Source organism: Methylobacterium sp. AC690 (assembly GCF_979256535.1).
This window is the reverse complement of record NZ_CEEDOX010000011.1, coordinates 1-18,184: the sequence shown is the minus strand read 5'-3', so window position 1 is coordinate 18,184 and position 18,184 is coordinate 1. Positions and strand designations below refer to the sequence as shown.

The 18,184-nt window shown below is 67.4% G+C and carries 18 protein-coding genes; 2 read left to right on the top strand and 16 right to left on the bottom strand.

Translation table 11 applies throughout. The features are described from left to right. Positions 1-13 precede the first annotated feature (13 nt). From AC0IY1_RS13940 to AC0IY1_RS13900, 9 genes are read right to left on the bottom strand one after another with little or no spacing between them, the layout of a single operon-like run. Complete coding sequence (locus AC0IY1_RS13940; protein WP_471770253.1) at positions 14-601, bottom strand: histidine phosphatase family protein; 588 nt, start codon at positions 599-601, stop codon at positions 14-16. Then, on the bottom strand, positions 598-1,701 hold the full coding sequence (locus tag AC0IY1_RS13935) for an inositol-3-phosphate synthase (RefSeq protein WP_471770251.1): 1,104 nt from the start codon (positions 1,699-1,701) through the stop codon (positions 598-600). Before AC0IY1_RS13935 ends, AC0IY1_RS13940 begins: the two co-directional genes overlap by 4 nt. After that, positions 1,698-2,816 carry a CgeB family protein gene (locus AC0IY1_RS13930; protein WP_471770250.1) on the bottom strand — a complete coding sequence of 373 codons (1,119 nt, stop codon included), beginning with the start codon at positions 2,814-2,816 and terminating at the stop codon, positions 1,698-1,700. Before AC0IY1_RS13930 ends, AC0IY1_RS13935 begins: the two co-directional genes overlap by 4 nt. Next, positions 2,813-3,919 (bottom strand): CgeB family protein, encoded by a 1,107-nt coding sequence (locus tag AC0IY1_RS13925; RefSeq protein ID WP_471770249.1) that lies wholly within the window; start codon positions 3,917-3,919, stop codon positions 2,813-2,815. The genes AC0IY1_RS13930 and AC0IY1_RS13925 overlap by 4 nt, the downstream gene beginning before the upstream one ends. Continuing rightward, entirely contained in the window at positions 3,916-5,040 is a 1,125-nt protein-coding gene (locus AC0IY1_RS13920) for a CgeB family protein (protein ID WP_471770248.1), read from the bottom strand. Before AC0IY1_RS13920 ends, AC0IY1_RS13925 begins: the two co-directional genes overlap by 4 nt. Beyond that, the gene (locus tag AC0IY1_RS13915) at positions 5,037-6,167 is read right to left on the bottom strand and encodes a glycosyltransferase family 4 protein (protein WP_471770247.1); all 1,131 of its coding nucleotides are present in this window, start codon (positions 6,165-6,167) and stop codon (positions 5,037-5,039) included. The genes AC0IY1_RS13920 and AC0IY1_RS13915 overlap by 4 nt, the downstream gene beginning before the upstream one ends. After that, positions 6,152-7,444 (bottom strand): TIGR04295 family B12-binding domain-containing radical SAM protein, encoded by a 1,293-nt coding sequence (locus tag AC0IY1_RS13910; RefSeq protein WP_471770245.1) that lies wholly within the window; start codon positions 7,442-7,444, stop codon positions 6,152-6,154. The genes AC0IY1_RS13915 and AC0IY1_RS13910 overlap by 16 nt, the downstream gene beginning before the upstream one ends. Continuing rightward, positions 7,441-8,505, bottom strand: coding sequence for an NAD-dependent epimerase/dehydratase family protein (locus tag AC0IY1_RS13905; protein WP_471770244.1), 1,065 nt, complete (start codon positions 8,503-8,505; stop codon positions 7,441-7,443). Before AC0IY1_RS13905 ends, AC0IY1_RS13910 begins: the two co-directional genes overlap by 4 nt. Continuing rightward, positions 8,502-9,614, bottom strand: coding sequence for an NAD-dependent epimerase/dehydratase family protein (locus AC0IY1_RS13900; RefSeq protein WP_471770241.1), 1,113 nt, complete (start codon positions 9,612-9,614; stop codon positions 8,502-8,504). Before AC0IY1_RS13900 ends, AC0IY1_RS13905 begins: the two co-directional genes overlap by 4 nt. Positions 9,615-9,934: 320 nt before the next feature. Between AC0IY1_RS13900 and AC0IY1_RS13895 the strand changes: the two genes are divergently transcribed. After that, the gene (locus AC0IY1_RS13895) at positions 9,935-11,227 is read left to right on the top strand and encodes a hemolysin family protein (protein WP_244477295.1); all 1,293 of its coding nucleotides are present in this window, start codon (positions 9,935-9,937) and stop codon (positions 11,225-11,227) included. Positions 11,228-12,129: 902 nt separating this feature from the next. Here AC0IY1_RS13895 and AC0IY1_RS13890 read toward each other — a convergent pair. Both AC0IY1_RS13890 and argC read right to left on the bottom strand, forming a co-directional pair. Further along, complete coding sequence (locus tag AC0IY1_RS13890; RefSeq protein WP_055952162.1) at positions 12,130-12,663, bottom strand: Ros/MucR family transcriptional regulator; 534 nt, start codon at positions 12,661-12,663, stop codon at positions 12,130-12,132. A gap of 825 nt (positions 12,664-13,488) precedes the next feature. Continuing rightward, a complete protein-coding gene (gene argC, locus AC0IY1_RS13885; RefSeq protein ID WP_471770239.1) occupies positions 13,489-14,427 on the bottom strand; it encodes an N-acetyl-gamma-glutamyl-phosphate reductase in 939 nt (312 codons plus the stop codon). Positions 14,428-14,673: 246 nt separating this feature from the next. Between argC and AC0IY1_RS13880 the strand changes: the two genes are divergently transcribed. Continuing rightward, positions 14,674-15,177 (top strand): hypothetical protein, encoded by a 504-nt coding sequence (locus AC0IY1_RS13880; RefSeq protein WP_471770238.1) that lies wholly within the window; start codon positions 14,674-14,676, stop codon positions 15,175-15,177. A gap of 4 nt (positions 15,178-15,181) precedes the next feature. Here the strand turns inward: AC0IY1_RS13880 and AC0IY1_RS13875 are convergent, their stop codons facing one another. The 5 genes from AC0IY1_RS13875 to AC0IY1_RS13855 all read right to left on the bottom strand — a co-directional run bounded on the left by AC0IY1_RS13875 (position 15,182) and on the right by AC0IY1_RS13855 (position 17,708). Continuing rightward, positions 15,182-15,433, bottom strand: a complete 252-nt coding sequence (locus AC0IY1_RS13875) for a hypothetical protein (RefSeq protein ID WP_471770236.1) — start codon at positions 15,431-15,433, stop codon at positions 15,182-15,184. Positions 15,434-15,511: 78 nt separating this feature from the next. Beyond that, positions 15,512-15,991 carry a 30S ribosomal protein S9 gene (gene rpsI, locus AC0IY1_RS13870; RefSeq protein ID WP_055952176.1) on the bottom strand — a complete coding sequence of 160 codons (480 nt, stop codon included), beginning with the start codon at positions 15,989-15,991 and terminating at the stop codon, positions 15,512-15,514. A gap of 2 nt (positions 15,992-15,993) precedes the next feature. Beyond that, positions 15,994-16,455 (bottom strand): 50S ribosomal protein L13, encoded by a 462-nt coding sequence (gene rplM, locus AC0IY1_RS13865; protein ID WP_055952181.1) that lies wholly within the window; start codon positions 16,453-16,455, stop codon positions 15,994-15,996. A gap of 362 nt (positions 16,456-16,817) precedes the next feature. Then, positions 16,818-17,327: a ferritin-like domain-containing protein gene (locus AC0IY1_RS13860; RefSeq protein ID WP_055952184.1), complete on the bottom strand. Its 510-nt coding sequence runs from the start codon at positions 17,325-17,327 to the stop codon at positions 16,818-16,820. Between the two features lie 180 nt (positions 17,328-17,507). Then, entirely contained in the window at positions 17,508-17,708 is a 201-nt protein-coding gene (locus AC0IY1_RS13855) for a hypothetical protein (RefSeq protein ID WP_471770234.1), read from the bottom strand. Between the last annotated feature and the right edge of the window lie 476 nt (positions 17,709-18,184).

The window sequence follows — 18,184 nt, the reverse complement described above, 5'->3', positions numbered from 1 at the left end:
CATGGCGAACCCTTCATCGCAGGTGGGCCGTGCCGTTGACGCTGCAGACTCGGCCGCCCCCGGGCCAGAACTCGACGACGCTGATCGAGGCCGGCTCGACCACGAGGCGATCGTAGGCGGAGACGGAGAGGCCCAGGATGCCGAGGAGGACGGCCCGGATGACATCGCCGTGGCTCACCGCGATCAGGCACTCCTCCGGTCGCGCCAGGAGGGTCGCCAGGGCGCGGGCCTGCGCCTCGCCCATGCTCTCGCCCCCGGGGGGCCGATGGTCCGCCCGGTGCGTATTCCAGGCCTGCCAGGCCGGGTCGCCGGTGAGGTCGGGCAGGGCCAGCCCGGTCCAGTCGCCGAAGTCGATCTCGTCGAGGCCCGGCTCCTCGCTCAGTGCCAGCCCGAGCGCCGCGGCGATCGGCGCGGCGGTCTCCCGGGTCCGCGACTGGGGACTCGACAGTAGCGCGGCAGCGCCACGGCCCCGCAGGGCCTCGGCGAGCCGATCCGCCTCGTCACGACCCTGCGCACCGAGGCTGACGCCGGGCATGCGCCCGCACAGGATGCGGTTCAGCCGGTCGTGGCTGCCGTGGCGGACCAGAATGACCCGGGTCACGGGGCGCCCACGGTCGAGACTTCGGGCTCGCCGGTGATGAAGGCCCGCGTGCGCGCCCGCGCCTCCGCGTCGGTGAACTGCTGGGGCGGCGCCTTCATGAAGTAGCTCGAAGGCCCGACCAGCGCGCCGCCGATCCCACGGTCGAGGGCGAGGCGGGCGCAGCGTACGGCATCGATGACGATGCCGGCGGAATTCGGCGAATCCCAAACCTCCAGCTTGAGCTCCATCGACAGGGGAACCCCGCCGAAGGCCGTGCCCTCCAGGCGGATCTGCGCCCATTTCCGATCGGTCAGCCAGGGAACGTGGTCGCTCGGGCCCACATGGATGTCATCGGGATCGAGGGGTACGTCGAGCTGGCTCGTCACCGCGCGGGTCTTGGAGATCTTCTTCGATTCCAGCCGCTCACGCTCGAGCATGTTCTTGAAATCGGCGTTGCCGCCGAAATTCAGCTGGTAGGTTCGATCGAGGCGCACCCCGCGCTCGCGCATGAGGTTGGCCAGCATCCGGTGCACGATGGTGGCACCGACTTGGCTCTTGATGTCGTCGCCGAGGAGCGGAAGGCCGCGCTGCTCGAACCGTGCCCGCCAGGCGGGATCGGAGGCGATGAAGACCGGGATGCAATTGACGAAGGCACAGCCGGCTTCGAGCGCGCAGCGGGCATAGTGCTCGGTGGCCGCCTGCGATCCCACCGGCAGGTACGAGACCAGCACCTGCGTTTGCGTACGCTCCAGTTCCGCCGCCACGTCGACCGCCGGGCCGTCCGCCTCGCGGATCTCGGCGCTCAGGTAGCGCCCGAGACCGTCGAGGGTCGGCCCCCGCTGTACGATGATGCCGGTGCGGGGCACCTCGGCGAAGCGGATGGTGTTGTTGGGCGGGGCCGCAATCGCGTCGGCGAGGTCGCGCCCGACTTTCTCGGCGTTCACGTCGAAGGCCGAGACCACCGCGATGTCGCGGACGTGGTAGCCGCCCAGCGACACGTTCATCAGCCCCGGCACCGTCTCCGAGGGGTCGGCGTCGCGGTAGTAGTGCAGACCTTGCACGAGGGAGGAGGCGCAGTTGCCGACCCCGACGAGGCCGACGCGGATCGGGCCTGTGCTCATGCGCGAGCCTCCGCCAGGGGATGCAGCTCGGCCGCCGCGCCCTGCATGGCGATGGTGGCGCGCAGGATCTCCTCCAACTCCAGGGCGCGTTGCACGGCGCTGTGCCGGTCCAGCACCCGCGCGCGCGCAGCCCCGCCGATGCGCCGGCGCGACGTCTCCGGCTGCCGTCGCAGGATCGACAGAACCTCGTCGGGCGCCTCGGCGGTGATGATCTCGGAGCCCGGAGTCAGGATCGTGGCGAGGCCATCCCAGCTGTCGCTGATGATCGGCGTGCCGACGCAGGCGGCCTCGAACAGGCGCACGCTCGGACTGTAGCCGGCGCGGATCATGTCGGCACGCGTGACGTTCAGGGTGTAGCGGCTCGCCGCGTAGAATTCCGGATGCTGGTCCGGTGGACAATGCGCGATCCGAGTGACGTTGGCCGGCCAAGCGATGGTGTCCGGGTATTGTGGGCCGGCGACGCAGAAGCGCAGCTCGGGCGCGCGCCGCGCCGGCTCCAGCAGCAGGCGCTCCAAGGTCGGCTGTCGGTCAGCACTGTAGGTGCCGAGATACGAGAGGTCGTAGGCCGGGGCGCGCTCCAGCGGCGGGTAAGCCTGCGGGTCGACGGAGCAGTAGAGGGCGCGGGCCGCCGGCGAGCCATAGGCCTCCTCCAGTAGGCGCAGGGTCGGACCACCCGTGAAGGACAGGTAGAGGTCGTAATCCGCGATCTGCCGCCGTGCCAGGTAGGCGCAATCCTCCGCTTCGAGGCGCGCCAGGGTGACGGGCGTATCGATGTCGTAGAAGGCGGCGCGGCTCTCGGCCCAGGCCAGCACGCGATCTCCGACCGCGATGCCGTCGGGCACGTAGGACCCGACGATGACGGCGTCGGCTCCTGCGATCTCGTCGCGCCAACCGTCGAGGGCCGCGAGATCGGGATAGAGCGCGAAGCGGCAGAAGCCGGGCTCCGGCAGATCCCGATGCTCCGCGTACCAGGGCACATCGCGCTCGAGGAACAGGACGTCGTGGCCACGGGCAGCGAAGGCCTTGAGCAGGGCCCGATAGGTGGTGGCGTGCCCATTGCCCCAGGACGAGGACAAGCTAAGGCCGAGTACGACGAGGCGTAGGGGGCGGTTCATGCAACGCTCCGGACCGGGGCAAGGGTCCCCTTGCGAGCGGCCTCCTCCTTCAGGATCAAATCGACCTCGGCCCCTCGGCGGGCGTAGGTGTGGTCGGAGGTGATGCGCGCGCGCGCCGCCTCGCCGATCCGCCGGGCCCGCTCCGGCGTCAAACTCGCGAGGTGCTCGGCGACCTCGCGACCGTCCCGGGCGACCAGCACCTCCGCGTTGGGCGCAAGGAACAATTCGATTCCCTCCCAGGCATCCGTGATGAGGCAGGCTCCGGCCCCCGCCGCCTCGAACACGCGCGTCGCCGGCGAGAACCCAACGGCTGCCATGCTGTCGCGCGCGATGTTCAGCACCGCCAGCGGCGAGGTGTTGAAGGCGTTGTGCTCGCGCGTATAGACGTGCCCGAGATGGTGCACGTTGCCTGACAGGCTCCGGCTCTCCCAGCCGCTGCCGCCGATGAGGAACCGACGCTCCGGCAGGCGCGCCGCGGCATCGAGGAAGAACGCCTCCACGCGCGCTTCACGGTCCGGCAGGCGGTTGCCCAGGAAGGCGAGGTCGGCGGCGAAGCGCGGTTCCGGCGGCACCGGGTGATGGGTCGCTGGATCGAGGGCATTGTAGATCGGGATGCAGCGACGGACGCCGAACCCCTCGTAGGCGGTGATCACCGGGGGGCCGCCACCGTAGGTGAGAACGAGGTCGAGATCCGGCATCGCCCGGTGCAGGACGTGCTGCGGATCCGCGCGCATCTCCGCCAGGGTCGCGGGCGCATCGACGTCCCAGAAGATGCGGATCGCCTCCGGGCGCGCCGCGGCCAGGACGCCGTCGAGGAGTTCGTCGTCGAATACGCCGACGCCGCTCGCCTTGACGACGACGTCGGCTCCGGCGGCCTCCGCCACGACGGCGCGCATGGCCTCCACGGTGGCCGGATAGACCTTCACCTCGGCATAGGCGGGCGGGTCGATGTCACGATGCTGCTGCCGGTCGAAGGCGTCCGGCTCGTAGAAGATCACCTGATGCCCGCGGGCGGCCAGATCGCTGAGGAGGCCGCGATAGTAGGTCGCCGCCCCGTTCCAATAGGAGGACAGCAGGCTGGAGCCGTAGAAGGCGATCTTCATGCGGATCTCTCCAGGGATTCTGTGCGGCGTTCGGGGGTCCGAAGGGCTGCGACGATGCCGAGCAGTTCGTTCGCCCGGTGCGCGCAGGTGTGACGGGCCGCGATGGTCGCAAGCCCCTGCGTACGCAGGTTTGTGCGCAGGGCATCGTCCTCCCGCAGCGCCCGCAGGTGACGCTCCATCTCGGCTCCGTCGCGGGCGATGAGGTAGTCGATCCCTGGCCGGAAAAGTCCCTCCGCATCCTCCCACGGCGCAGAGGCCAGTGGGATGCCGCAGGCCAGCGCCTCGAACACCCGGATCGTCGGGATGCCGGGCAGGAGGCGGACGTAGAACCGGCGCGGCACGTGGACGGTGGCGAGATGCTGCGCGAACAGGGTGGGTGCAGCGGCGTTCGGCGCCCAGCCTCGATAGCGCGCACCGTAGCGTGCCAGGGTTCGGATCGCCGCCTCGGGATAGCGTACGCCGAAGATGTCGAGATCGAGCCCTGCGGCGCGCGCGGGCGCGAAGAGGTATGTCTCCAGCTCCTCGCTGCGCTCGTCGTCGCCCCAATTGCCGATCCAGATCAGTCCCGTGCGAGCGCCTTCGGTGGCAGGCGGACGGAACAGGCGGGTGTCGGCGGCTTCGTGCCAGACGAAGGCGCGCCGACCCCAGCCCCAATCGCGGTAAACCGCCGCCAGGGTCTCGCCGAACGCCAGGATGCCGTCGAAGCCGGAGAGATCGAAGCGACGCATCTCGTCCGGCGCGCTGACGGCCCGGTGATGCGTGTCATGAAACAGCAACGTGTAGCGCGCGCCGGCCTTCCGTCTCGCACCGAGGGCCGCGGCGAGGGCGGGGTCATTCCATTCGTGCACGATAACGACGTCCGCGTCCGCGGTACGCTCGACCACGGCATCGATCGCGCCGTAGGGATCCGACGTCAGGTCCGGATAGGCCTCGCGAAAGCGATCCAGGCCCGCAGGTCCATGGTCACGAAGCAGATTCTCCAGGCTCCAGGCCCCCTCCGGCTCGTAGGCCTCGACGGTGTGGCCGAGGGCGATCAGCTCGCGGAGGACGCCACGCAGGAAATGCGCGTTGCCGTGGTTCCAGCACGAGGCCAGGGAGTGGGTGAAATAGGCGATCCTCATGCGGCCGCCCCGGCCAGGGCACGGACAGGCGTGTCGGTCCAGCATGCGCGAAAGACGGCGAGGACGCCGTCGGTCATCGCGTCGACGCCGTAGAGCTCGGCGCGGGTCCGCGCCGCCCGGCCTCGGCGGACCCGCTCGGCGGGATCGTCGGCCAATTGACGGATCGCCGCCGCGGCGCCCGCAGCATCGGAGGAATCGACGAAGAGCGCCACGCCCTCCCAGAGTTCGCGAAAGCTCGCGAGGTCGGAGAGAACGAGGGCGCAGCCGACGCTCGCTGCTTCGAGCACGGCGAGCCCAAAGGGCTCGTAGCGGGCCAGCGAGAGGAAGACCGGGCGCGCGCCGAGTTGGGCGGCGACCCCCGCATCGTCGAGACGCCCGAGGCAGTCGAGATGCGGCGCCAGCACCCGCTCTCCCGCCGGGCCCTCCAGCGGACCCGCCGCCCGCAAGGGCCAGTCGATGCGTGCACCGACCTGATCGAGGGTCGCCGCGTTCTTGGCCCGATCCCAGAGGCGCCCGGCGGTAAAGACGTAGGATGCCGGCGACGTCATCTGTGTCGGCGCCGCCGGGGTCCGACGCCCGTTGCGCACCACCCGGGGTGGCTCGGCCAAGCCGTAGACCCGCTGTGTCGCAACGGCGAACGCCTCCGTCGGCGCCAGCAGGGTATCGACCTGGGTGCACCCCTCGGCCACGCGGTCGCGACGCCAGGCAAGGTCTCGCGGCAACGGACCGGTCTCGACCGCGTCCCACCAGGTGCCGACGCAGGAATGGCACACGGCCACAACGGGCACCGGAAAATGCGCGGAGGCGAAGGCCGGGGAGTGGAGATGGACGATGTCGGCCTTCAGGCTCGCGGCGAGGCGTACCAGGGCCTCCGCGGCGGCCCGTACTTCCGCCGGGTCCTTCGCCAGCCATTCGAGGGCCAGGTCGGTGGCATGGATGCGGGCGCCGCTGGCGCTCTCGGCGGCGGCGATCTGCGCGGGGCGCGGCGCCGGCCCGAGCACGGCGATGGTCACGGTCAGCCCGCGTCGCACCAGGCCCTGCGCGAGATCGAGGCTGTACTGCCACACCCCACCGAGCGCATCGGCCGTCATCAGGACATGCGGATGGGTCTTCACCGGCAGCCGCATGCGGCCTCCAGTTCCCGGAGTGGTAACGGACGCTCCTCCTGGATCTCGCTGAAGCGCTCGAATTGTCCGAGGTAATGGGCATGGGCGCGTTCCCAGGCCTGATCGTCCGGCTCACCCCAAAGGCGGCGATAATCCGGTGAGCTGGGGTAGGGGTAGAGTGGGACCGGATCGTTGGCCCAGACCCCTTCCCGACGCAGGCGGTCGCGCCACTCGGCGACCAGTGCGGGGTCGTCACCCGCCATGGCGATAAGGTTGGCTTGGACGAAGGGCACGCTCCGCCGCGCATAGACGAGACGCTCGGCGAGATCGTCGGTGGACGCACGGCATTTCTTGTCGAGGGCAGCCCGCCCGGCTTCCGTCAAGCTCTCGATCCCGGCTTCGATAGAGACGCATCCGGCGGCGCCGAGGAGATCGAGCATCTCGGGCTTCCACAAGTCGATGCGCGTCTGAACTCCGAAACGGACGTCCCGGGTCACCAGCGCTTCGAGGAGAGGCTTCTGCGGCAGGAAGATCTCGTCGATGAAGTACAGGTAGGTGGCCCCCTGGGCGATCAGCCCGTCGATCTCGTCGAGGACGATTCCGAGGTCGCGGCGGCGGTAGGCATCGCGGAAGTCGATCTTCGCGCAGAAGCTGCAATGGTACGGACAGCCGCGCGAGGCTTCGACCTCCGCTCCGGGTCCGTCGGGGGCGGTATCGAAGCGATGATGGTGGTGTGAGTGTCGCGCGATCCACCGCTCCGGCCAGCGCAGGGCAGGCAGATCGGTGAACCGGCTGGCATGGGGCGGGCCGGTGACGACGAGAGCCCCGTCCTGCCGGAGGGCGAGGGCCGGCACGGCCTTCAAGTCGTCGCTCTCGGCGAGGCGCGCGACGATCTCCTCGCACTCGCCGCGCACGACCACGTCGCAGGCGAGCTTGTCGAGGGTCGGGCCGGGGGTCGCGGAGCCGTGCGGGCCGACCGCGACGGTGCGGCCGCCACGCCCCGCGAGGGCGTCGAGAAACCCGCGCGGGATGCGCAGTTCCGGCGGGGCGCAGCGCCAGAACAGGTAGGTCGGCGCCGTCGCCACGACCGTCATACTGGGTGCGAAGGCGGCGACCGTCTCGGCCGCCTGCGCCATACTCAGGGCGTCGAGATGCGCGTCGACGATCAGCGTCGCGTGGCCGGCCGCTTCAAGCAGTGCTGCGCTGTAGGCGAGCTCCAAAGGAAGGTGCGGGGAGCGGCACCCGAAATAGATGCTGTTGCGGTAGTCCCAGGGCGGGTTGACGAGGGCGACTCTCATTCCGCAGCGCCGGCCCAAGGGGCGGCTCCCGACGTCAGCCCTCGCTCGCTGGCGAGCCAGGTGGCGAGGTCTGCCACGCCCTGGCGCCAGTCCGTGGCGGGGCTGAGGCCGAGGGCGGCGCCCGCCGCCCGGGTGTCGGAGACATAGTAGCGCTGATCACCCGGTCGCCACGCGCGAAAGACGCGTTCGACGGGGCGGCCGGTCAGCGTGGCAATGTGGTCGAGGACCTGAAGCAGGCTGACGGCATTGGCCGGTCCGCCCCCGAGATTGAAGGCGCGCCCGCGGATCGTATCCATGCGGGCCAGCGCGGCGCGATAGGCTGCCACCGCGTCGCGCACGTGGAGGATGTCGCGCACCTGAGCTCCGTCGCCGTAGAGCGTGATCGGCTGGCCCTCGAGGGCCCGGATAAGGAAATGGGCGACCCAGCCCTGATCCTCGGTTCCCATCTGCCGCGGCCCGTAGATGCAGCTCATGCGGAACACCGCCGTCGGCATGCCGAAGCTTCGGGCGTAGTCGAGGACGTACTGGTCCGCCGCTCCCTTGGAGCAGCCATAGGGCGTGTGAAAGTCGAGCGGTCGGTCCTCACCGATGCCCCGTTCGCGAAGGGTCGCGTCGGCGGGGCGGTAGGCGTCCCCCGCACGGTCCAGGGCGATGTCGGGCAAGTCGCCGTAGACCTTGTTGGTCGAGGCGAAGAGGAGAGGGATGGGCCGGCCCTGCGCCCGCACCGCCTCGAGAAGGTTGATCGTTCCGACGAGGTTGATCTCGGAATCCGTCCGGGGCGCCTCGAGGCTGGTGGTGACAGCCACCTGGGCGGCGAAATGGAACACCGCGCCCGCCTCCGCGACCGCGAGGTCGAGGCTCCCGGTATCGCGGATGTCGGCCACAACCGTGGTGATCCGATCGGGATGGCGGCCTTCCAGCCAAGCGAGGTTCCGGGCGACGCCGGGCCGGACCAGGGCGTCGTAGACGATGACGTGTTGCCCGTCCCGAGCCAGAGCATCAGCGAGGTTGGCACCAACGAACCCGGCACCGCCGGTGATGAGTACGGGACGGTTCGTCACGCCACGAGACCTCGCGCTTCGAGTTCACGCCGCGCCTCCGCCACGCGATCGACCGCTTGCTGCTGGGCGACCCAGCCGGCGAGTTCCGCCAAACCTTCGGAGAAGTCGCGCTGAGGCCGGTAGCCAAGTTCGCGTTCGATGCGCGTGATGTCGGCGATGCAGTGCCGGATATCGCCTGCGCGCGCCCTGCCGGAAACCTCCGGCGCGATATCCGACCGCCCCATGGCATCGGCGAGGAGCCGGGCGACCTCACGCACCGAGCGGTCGGCTCCGCTGCCGACATTGTAGACCCGGCCGGCCGCGGCGGGATGTTCGAGGGCCAGCACGAAGGCCCGGGCGACGTCCTCCACGTGCACGAAGTCGCGACGCTGCTCGCCATCCTCGAAGATCATCGGCGGCTGCCCGTTGTGGATTCGTGCCGCGAAGATCGCCAAGACGCCCGTGTAGGGATTCGAGAGCGCCTGTCCGGGCCCGTAGACGTTCCACAGCCGCAGAGCCACCCCCTCCATCCCGTAGGCGGGCGCGAGCGTGAGGGTCAGTCGCTCCTGCATGTACTTCGTCAGGGCGTAGACCGAGGCGAGCGACGGAAGCTTGGTTTCCGGCGTGGGAACCGGCTCCAGGGCTCGCCCTGTGGTATCGACGGGATCCCAGGGCTCGTCGGCGCGGCGAGGACGCCGCTCGGCGTTCTCGACAAGGTCGCCGTCGGCGGTTCGATAGAGGCCTTCGCCGTAGACGCTCATGGAGGACGCGACGACAACCCGTTTCACCGGGTGGTTGATCAGCGCCTCGAAGAGCACGGCCGTCCCGCAATCGTTGACCGAGACGTAGCGCTCGACCGCATACATGCTCTGGCCGACCCCCACCTCGGCAGCGAGGTGGACGACGCGATCGACGCCCTTCACGGCCATCGCAACCGCCTTGGCATCGCGGACATCGCCGATGATCACCTCGACGTCGCGGGGCAGCTGGTCCGGCTTCGCACCGGCTCCGTGTACCTGCTCGATCAGACTGTCGAGCACCCGTACACGGTAACCCCTGTGCAGGAGTGCTTGCGCAAGATGGCGGCCGATAAATCCGGCTCCGCCGGTAATCAAAATGGTTTCCGTCACTAAGCTACCTGGCTCCAATCTAGGAATTCAAGCATTAACTTGCGTTAATTAGGCTGAATAACATAGGTTGTCGGTGTCGACGGCTGAGTTTATGTCTCGGTGTTCAGTCGAAAGCCTATTCGACCCGAGAACCGTAGGTTCTCAGCTTTGTTCCTCGAAAAACGAAGGTCTCCCGATGTGACTGGCAGGCACGGCCGTCGGCTCATATCCGTCGGCTGGCCGCACGGCTTCCAAGACGGGTTCGGTGTGGCCCGGTACGCGCGTTGCTGGTAGAGATCCGGCGCTGACCAGAGGAGACGACGATTTCCGACGATGTATGGGTGACCGGCCTGGGCCTCCTCGCCGTTTTTGCCCTCGTGCTCGCCAACGGGTTCTTCGTGGCGGCCGAATTTGCCCTCGTCTCCGTGCGCAAGAGCCGGGTCGCCGAACTGGTTTCCGAGCGACGGACCAATGCCCGATCTCTCCAGCGCGCCACGGATCAGCTCGACGCCTATCTGGCCGCGACGCAGCTCGGCATCACGATCTCATCCCTGGCCCTCGGTTGGGTCGGTGAACCGGCCCTCGCGCACATCATCGTGCCGGCGCTCAGCTTCCTGCCGGATCCCGTCGGCACCACGGCAGCCCACACCATCGCGGTCGTCATCTCGTTCGTCATCATCACGGCGATGCACATCGTCCTGGGCGAGCTCGCCCCGAAGAGCCTCGCGCTTCAGCGCAGTGAACGAACCTCCCTCGCGGTGGTCCGGCCCCTGGGCGTCTTCCTCTTCGTGTTCCGCCCGGCGATCCTCTTCCTCAACGGCCTCGGAAACGGCGTCGTCCGGATGTTCGGCCTGCAGACCGGCCACGGCGAGGGCTCGCTGCACTCCACCGCCGAGCTGAATCTCCTCGTTCAGGCGAGCCAGGAAGCGGGCCTGATCCGGGAGGCGCAGCAGGAGGCGGTGCAACGCATCTTCTCCATCGGCGAGCGTCGCGTGCGGGACATCATGACCCCGCGCCACGAAGTCGAATGGGTCGATGCCGACGAGGAGCCGGAGGCGATCCTGAAATCCGTGCGCGAATGCGATCACGCTCAGCTGGTGGTGAGCCGCAGCGAAGTCGACGAGATCGTCGGCGTCGTCCGCAAGCAGGACCTGCTCAACCAGTTGCTCGACGGCAAGCCGGTCAACGTCCTGGCTGTGACCCAGCCGCCGATCGTCGTGCACGAGAGCATGTCGATCCTCGCCGTGTTGGAGACCTTCCAGGCCAAGCCCGTGCGGATGGCGGTAGTGGTCGACGAGTACGGCAGCCTCGAGGGAATCGTGACCCAGACCGATCTCCTGGAAGCGATCGCTGGAAACATCCCCGAGGTCGGCGACGAACCGAGCGTCATTGAGCGAGAGGATGGATCGCTCCTCATTGATGGCATGATGCCGGCCTCCCAGGCCTTCGATCGACTCGCCTTCGCCGAACACCCCGATTCAGATGATTTCACGACGCTGGCCGGCTTCGTGATCTTCCGCCTCGGGCGTATCCCCGGGACGGGCGACCACTTCGAATCCCACGGCTGGCGTTTCGAGGTAGTCGATATGGACGGGCGCCGTATCGACAAGGTTCTGGCGACTCCCCTGTCCTAAGGCTCGGGCGGCTCAGGTGGCCGCCGCGCACGGTCGACGGATATCCGTGGATCCCGGAGCGGACCGCCGGACACCCAGCAGACCGCAGTGACGTCCGAGTGCCGCCTTTTCCACGAAGACTCGGTGGATTCACCGCTTGCGTGAGCGACCGGCAGGCGCCCGCCCGAAGCGTCCGAAGTTAACGCGGATCTTGCGCGGTCTCCCGCTCGGATCGCGAAAACCCAGGCTCGGTGCGCGGGCAGCGCTCGGACCGAAGGCCGATCGACGACGACAACACCCGAGCAGCGTTGGGGGGCTAAACCGCCACGCTGAGCCCCACACCGGCGCGAGCAGGACACCGGTGGACTCTCCGCCGGGCCCGCGAAACGAAACCGGGAGAGCGCCCGCCCAGAACGCGACTCCAGGCGGACGCGATGGCTGAAGGAAAGAACGCGTACCTCGCCATCGCGAGCCTACGGCGCCCTCAGCGCTCTGCGACCCATGCGGATGAGCCCTGCGGACGATCCACGAAGGCGCACGCGCGTGAGCGCACAGAAGCGGCCTGACAGCAGGATTGTCGGCGGTTTTGTCGGGGCGGAGCGGAGTGCTTCCTGCATGACGCCACAGCAGAGCTGCAGCGGGCCGATGACGGCGCAGCACACGCCAAACGACCAAGTGCCAATGATCAGCGACTGGAAACCAGACAGACCCGTGCCGCGGCAATGCGGCTGCAGCACCATGCCTGAGATGGGTGGTCGAGCGATCGCTCGCTCAAGACACACCCGCATCGGAACGGCTGACAACGTAAGCGTCGACGCAAGTGTTGCCGAACGGGTGTCACCCCGGACGACGCACACTCTGCATCGAAAGCAATCTTGAAAGTGGTCTGCACGTACCTGGGTGCGTGCAGACCTAGTAGAAACCTAGGCGTCTGCCTTCTTGCGCGGACCGCGACGCTTCTTCTCTGCCTGCGGAGCCTCGGTGGCCGCCTCCTCGGGCGGCGCAGCGGACACGGTCTCCTCCGGCGCGGTCTTGGCCACGCCCTTCCGGCGCTGCTGACCAAGGCCGAGGGCGCGGGCCAACTCGGAACGCTGCTCCGAGTAGCTTGCCGAGGTCATCGGATAGTCGGGCGCCAGGCCCCACTTGGCGCGATACTGCTCCGGCGTCAGGCCACGCAGGGTCAGGTGGCGGCGCAGCGTCTTGTACTGCTTTCCGTCCTCGAAGCTGATCAGATAGTCCGGCGTGATCGAGCGGCGGATCTCCTGGGGCGTCGCCTTGGGCGGCCCGGCCTCGGCCGCCGGCGTGCCGCTGGCAGTGACGCCACGGATCGCCTCATGCACATCACTGAGCAGCTTAGGAAGCTCCGCGCTCTGTACATGATTGTTGCTAACGTAGGCCGAGACGATGTCGGCGGCCAGGGTGATGAGTCGAGCTGCGTCGTTGTCTGTTTCGGTCATGTTTCGTGGCCAATCTGCATAAGTGCCGATGTTGTCTTCAAGCGTAGGCTGAGATCTTTTTGCAAGCAAGATGATACATCACAGGATCAGCGATTTTTCATCGTGTCTGTGTGGATCATTTATCAATTTTTCGCGTATCGCCTGCAGAGTTTGCAACAGTCGCGTTCCGGTTGCCCAACAAGACCGTCACCGATCGTGCAGGCGTGGAAATTTATGGGTGATTCAGAGAACGATGCTGGAAAAACCACCTCGTTAGCGCAGCAAGATCAGCCCTGAACCGAATCCGCTCTTCCGATCGACCGTCATTCCTGGCGTAACCGCCATCGGAGGCTTCACCCAAACGGACCGAAGGAAACTCGCGCCTCTTCATGAGCATCAAATGCTGCCTCGATCGCCTCCGACTAGATTCGGGCCGATCATCGGACATAACATTGCGTTCGATAGAACAATTTTATGGTGTTCGCAATGAATGGACGAGAGTTCGTACAGCATCAACGAGAAATGCTTGGGGAAGGCGGTGCGAGCGCTCTGACCGGAGGTCATTGGCGAGGAAGCTGGGTCGCCATTTTCTGGTTTGCCCATAGCTCATCTTCGCGAACGCCTCTGCGATCGCGATGGGAGGAGAACCGAGCTATGATTTGTGGGACGTTTTGTCGATCAAGGCTTCGGTACAGCGTCGCACCGCTCAGTGCAGGGACGTCTGTCGGTGCTCGATCGCGGTGTCGACACGCGCACGCATCACGTGTCGGGCAGGGCACCCTCGACGGACCGTCCCATATCGAAGAGCACCCCCACCAAACAGGGCGGGGGCGCAAGGGCGGGTGATCAGTCGAGCCCAAGCATCAGGGTGATATTTTGTACGGCAGCCCCCGATGCGCCCTTCCCGAGATTGTCGAGGCGCGCGACGAGGACCGCCTGACGATGCGCGTCTTTGCCAAAGACCCGTAATTCGAGCCGGTCGGTTTCGTTGAGGGCTTCCGGCTCGATCCGCTCCTCTTCAGCGGCGGGGATCACCCGGACGAGATCCTGTCCCTCATAATAGGCACGCAAGACGTTCTCGAGATCCGCGACGGTCGGTGAGCCCGGCAAGGTATCGAGGTGGAGCGGCACGCTCACCAGCATGCCCTGCCGGAAGTTTCCGACCGACGGGATGAAGATCGGGCGACGCGTCAGGGCGGAATAACGCTGGGTCTCGGGCAGGTGCTTGTGGCCGAGACCGAGACCGTACAGCAGGAAGGGCTCCCCCTGGCCTGCCTCGTAAGTCTCGATCATGGACTTGCCGCCACCACTGTAGCCGCTGACCGCGTTGATGCTGATCGGGTAGTCCGACGGAATCAGACCGGCCTCCACCAGGGGGCGAAGCAGGGCGATGGCGCCGGTCGGGTAGCAGCCGGGATTGGCCACGCGCCGGGCCTCCCGGATCGCCTGCGCCTGCGCGGGTTCGAGTTCAGCAAAGCCGTAGACCCAGGACGGATCGACCCGGTGGGCCGTGCTGGCGTCGAGGATGCGGGGGCCGCCGCCCGGCAAGGTGTCGGCGAGGGCCACAGTCTCCTTGGCGGCGGCATCGGGGAGGCACAGCACGACGAGGTCGACCGCCTGCAGGAGCTCGCGCTTGACTGCGATGTCCTTGCGGCTCTCATGCGGAATGCTCTTCAGGGCGACGCGACCGTCGCGCTCGAGGCGCTCGCGGATCCCGAGACCGGTGGTCCCTGCCTCGCCGTCGATGAAGACCGTGGGCTTCCGCCCGGCACCGTTCTCGCTCATGGACACCTGACATCCTTTTCGGCGGATCGACGAAGACGCATCCCGCATCGACCCGTGCGCGCCACGTGGCCGGGACGCTTCCTCAAGTCAATGTCTTCGCGATGCACGAATAAGGCCTGATGACGCTCGATCAAGCCTGTGTATCGTTTCCGCTCGCCTGGAACGGCGCCGTTGACTGGCCGGTTATGGCCCGAAGAGAGCTGCAACACAGACCTGCAGCACAGACCCGCAAATGAGGAACAGCGGATGTCAGCCAGCGCGGAAAAGACTGATCCCAAGCTCTGGGAGAAGGTGAAGAAGGAGGTCACGGCCTCCGACAAGGGCGGCAAGCCGGGGCAGTGGTCGGCACGCAAGGCCCAGGCTGCGACCAGGGCCTACAAGGATGCCGGCGGCGGCTACGAGGGCAAGAAGACGGACGACAACCACCTGAAGCAGTGGACCGAGGAAGAGTGGGACACCAAGTCCGGCAAGAAGAGCGGCGAGACCGGTGAGCGTTACCTGCCGAAGAAGGCCCGCGAGTCGGTGTCAAAATCCGAATACGATCGTTCGACGAAGAAGAAGCGTGACGATTCGGCCAAGGGCAAGCAGTTCTCGAAGCAGCCCGCCGACGTCGCCAAGAAGACCGCCGCCGCGCGCAAATCCGGCTCCGGGACGACGAAGGCCGACCTGCTGAAGGCGGCGCGCGCGAAAGACATCCCGGGACGCTCCAAGATGTCGAAGGGCGAACTCGAGCGCGCCCTTCACGCCTGACCCGTCAGGCGGTCAGCGTACCCCAGGAGGGCTTCCACAGGTCCTGCGGGTCGATCACCACGATCTCGCGGTCGCTCTCGTTGGCGAGATGGACCGCGATGCCGAAGGCCTGGGCGATGGGAAGCACGCCGGTGGTGCTGAAGAGGCGACCATCGGCGAGCTTCACTTCCCCCGTCGTCGCGCCGTCCGCCTGCGCGAGACAGAGGGTCACTGCGGAAGCGTCGGGTTCGGTGACGCGTCGGAAGGGCTTCGCCATGGGAACTCGTCTCTCTGCAGCCGAAAAAGGAAAGGGCGGCCGAAGCCGCCCTGTCCAGACATAGATCGAAGGAGGCGCTTAGCGCTTCGAGAACTGGAAGCTGCGGCGGGCCTTCTTGCGGCCGTACTTCTTGCGCTCGACGACGCGGCTGTCGCGGGTGAGGAAGCCCTCACGCTTCAGCGGCGAACGCAGCTCGGGCTCGTAGTAGGTCAGCGCCTTCGACAGGCCGTGGCGCACGGCGCCCGCCTGACCCGAGAGACCACCGCCATGCACCGTGACGGTGATGTCGTACTGGTCGACGCGGTTCGCGATCTGCAGGGGCTGACGCAGGATCATGCGCAGGACCGGGCGGGCGAAGTACGTCTCGACGGCGCGACCGTTGACGACGACTTTGCCGGTGCCCGGCTTGATCCAGACGCGGGCCACCGCGTCCTTGCGCTTGCCGGTGGCATAGGCGCGACCCTGGGCGTCGAGCTTCTGCACGTGGACCGGGGCGGCGTTCTCCGGCGACTCGACGTTCGCGCGGTTCAGGTCGGAGAGGGACTGAAGGGTCGCCATGATCAAGCGCTCACGTTCTTGCGGTTGAGGCTGCCGACGTCGAGCGCCTGCGGCTGCTGGGCGGTGTGGGGATGCTCTGAGCCCTTGTAGACCCGGAGATTGCCCATGATCTGGCGGAAGAGCGGGCCGCGCGGGAGCATGCGCTCCACGGCCTTCTCCACGACGCGCTCGGGGAAGCGACCGTCGAGGATGAACTTGGCCGTGCGCTCCTTGATGCCGCCCGGGTAGCCGGTGTGGTGGTAGTACACCTTCTGCTCGCGCTTGCGGCCGGTGAACTTCACCTTCTCGGCGTTGATGACGATGACGTTGTCGCCGCAATCGACGTGGGGCGTGTACGCGGCCTTGTGCTTGCCGCGCAGGCGCATGGCGACGATGGAGGCGAGCCGGCCGACGACCAGGCCCTCCGCATCGACGATGATCCACTTCTTGTCGACGTCGGCGGGCTTCAGAGAAAAGGTCTTCATCCCGTGGCGTTCCGTATGGTGTCTGGACAAAACGATGCGCCGCCGCGTGCAGGACGCGACGGCGTTGCCGGCTCCATTAGGCCGACGGGTGTGTTTCGTCAAGCCGTAAAGGCACAGTTCGGCGATGCGCGGACGCCAGAAAGCGCAATCCGTTGAACCGTTTCGTGCCTACGGTATCCAGATACCGTAGGCACTTTCGAGGGTGTGGGATCGCGGCGTTTCCCTCATCGCGAAAGCCGACAATCGACCGAATCGTCGACGGGATGACACGGATGTCCTCGTCCGGACGCGCCCCGCGCGACCAGATCAGCGACCGTTCCGGGCGATCGGTACGCTCAGACGAGCGACCCGGTAGATCCGGATCAGCGATCGGCCTTGTCGCCGGCGGTGGTCAGTTCGACGTAGCGCAGGGTGGTCGGACGCACGAGTTCACGCACCTTGCGCGCCATCGCCTCTTCCTCGCGCAGGGATTGCTGGAAGCCCGTGAGCGCCGTCTGCTGACCGGCCGCCTCCGCGATGGCGAGAAGCGACTCGTAGGCCGCAATCTCGAAGTTCTCGAAGGCGTGGTTGGCGTAGGCGTTCTTCAGGATCTCGTCCTGGGCGGGCGTATGCCCGAGCGCCATCATGTTTCCGACGAAGCCGAGCACACCTTCCTTGAGGGTCGAGGGGCTCTCCGAGAGGCTGTGCAGGGCTTCCTCCAGGCGGGTCCTCTGTCCGTGCGTCTCCTCGATGTGACGGCGCAGGGCCGCTTCCATCTCGGGGTAGCGCTGCAGGCGCTCGACCTGCCGCTCCATGATCTGGAGCGCCTGCATCTCGAGTGCATGCGTGTTCTTCAGAGCCGTCACATAGATTTCACGAGTCTCAATAGCCACGTTTCTTCTCTCCTGATCGGTAGCGAAGGGGTTCGCTGTCGTCACGAGAAGGTCTCCGTGCCGGGTCATGTTCCGGTGCAGCCTGCGACATCTATGGGTGCTACGGCCGCGACATAGCAGCACCGAGGCACGCCGCTTCTGCAAGGTGCTGACTTCAGGGCAAGCCGAGAACGGCCGGGCTCAGCGTCGCTTCACCTGTTCCAACTCCGCCTCGGCGGCCAGCGCCCGAGCCTTCCACGTGTCGCGATCGGCCTCGGCGGCCCGCGCCGCGGTCTCGGCACGCTGCGCGCGCGCCGCCTGGGTCGCAGCCAGGGCCTGAGCCCGTTCGCGGGCACGGGTCTCACCCGCCATCTGCACCTTCAGGTCGCGGGGCGTGGCCATCGCGGCAATCCTTCATCCGGGTCCGTCGGGCTGCCTTCCCGCGCCGGCGACGCCGGGTCAAGGTCCACGGGACGGCCACGCCAAGCTGAGACGTTCATCGCGGTAAAAGGCTGAGGCAACCGCGCGGATCAGCAGGTTGGCCAGGAGCCGCCGAGGCACCAGCGTCGGCCAAACACAGCGTCTGACGATGCCCGACCCCGCTCCAGCGGCGCGAGGCCGAGTTTCGGCACGGCAACCCTGCAGGACAGCAAAGCGGGATCCCGCGCGAAGCACGAAGCCGGTACCACCCGTTCGTCGGCGGCGTGAGCCCCGGGGGCGTCCGGGTGATCAGTCGCTCGCGTACCGGGCCAGGCCCCCGCGCGCCGGGCGGGCTCCGACCACCAATCGCTGCGACCCGAGTCGATGCCGCCGATCGGCCCCGCGCCGACAGAGGCACAGCCCAAACACGCCGTCGAAGGAGGGGGGAAGTGGGAGGG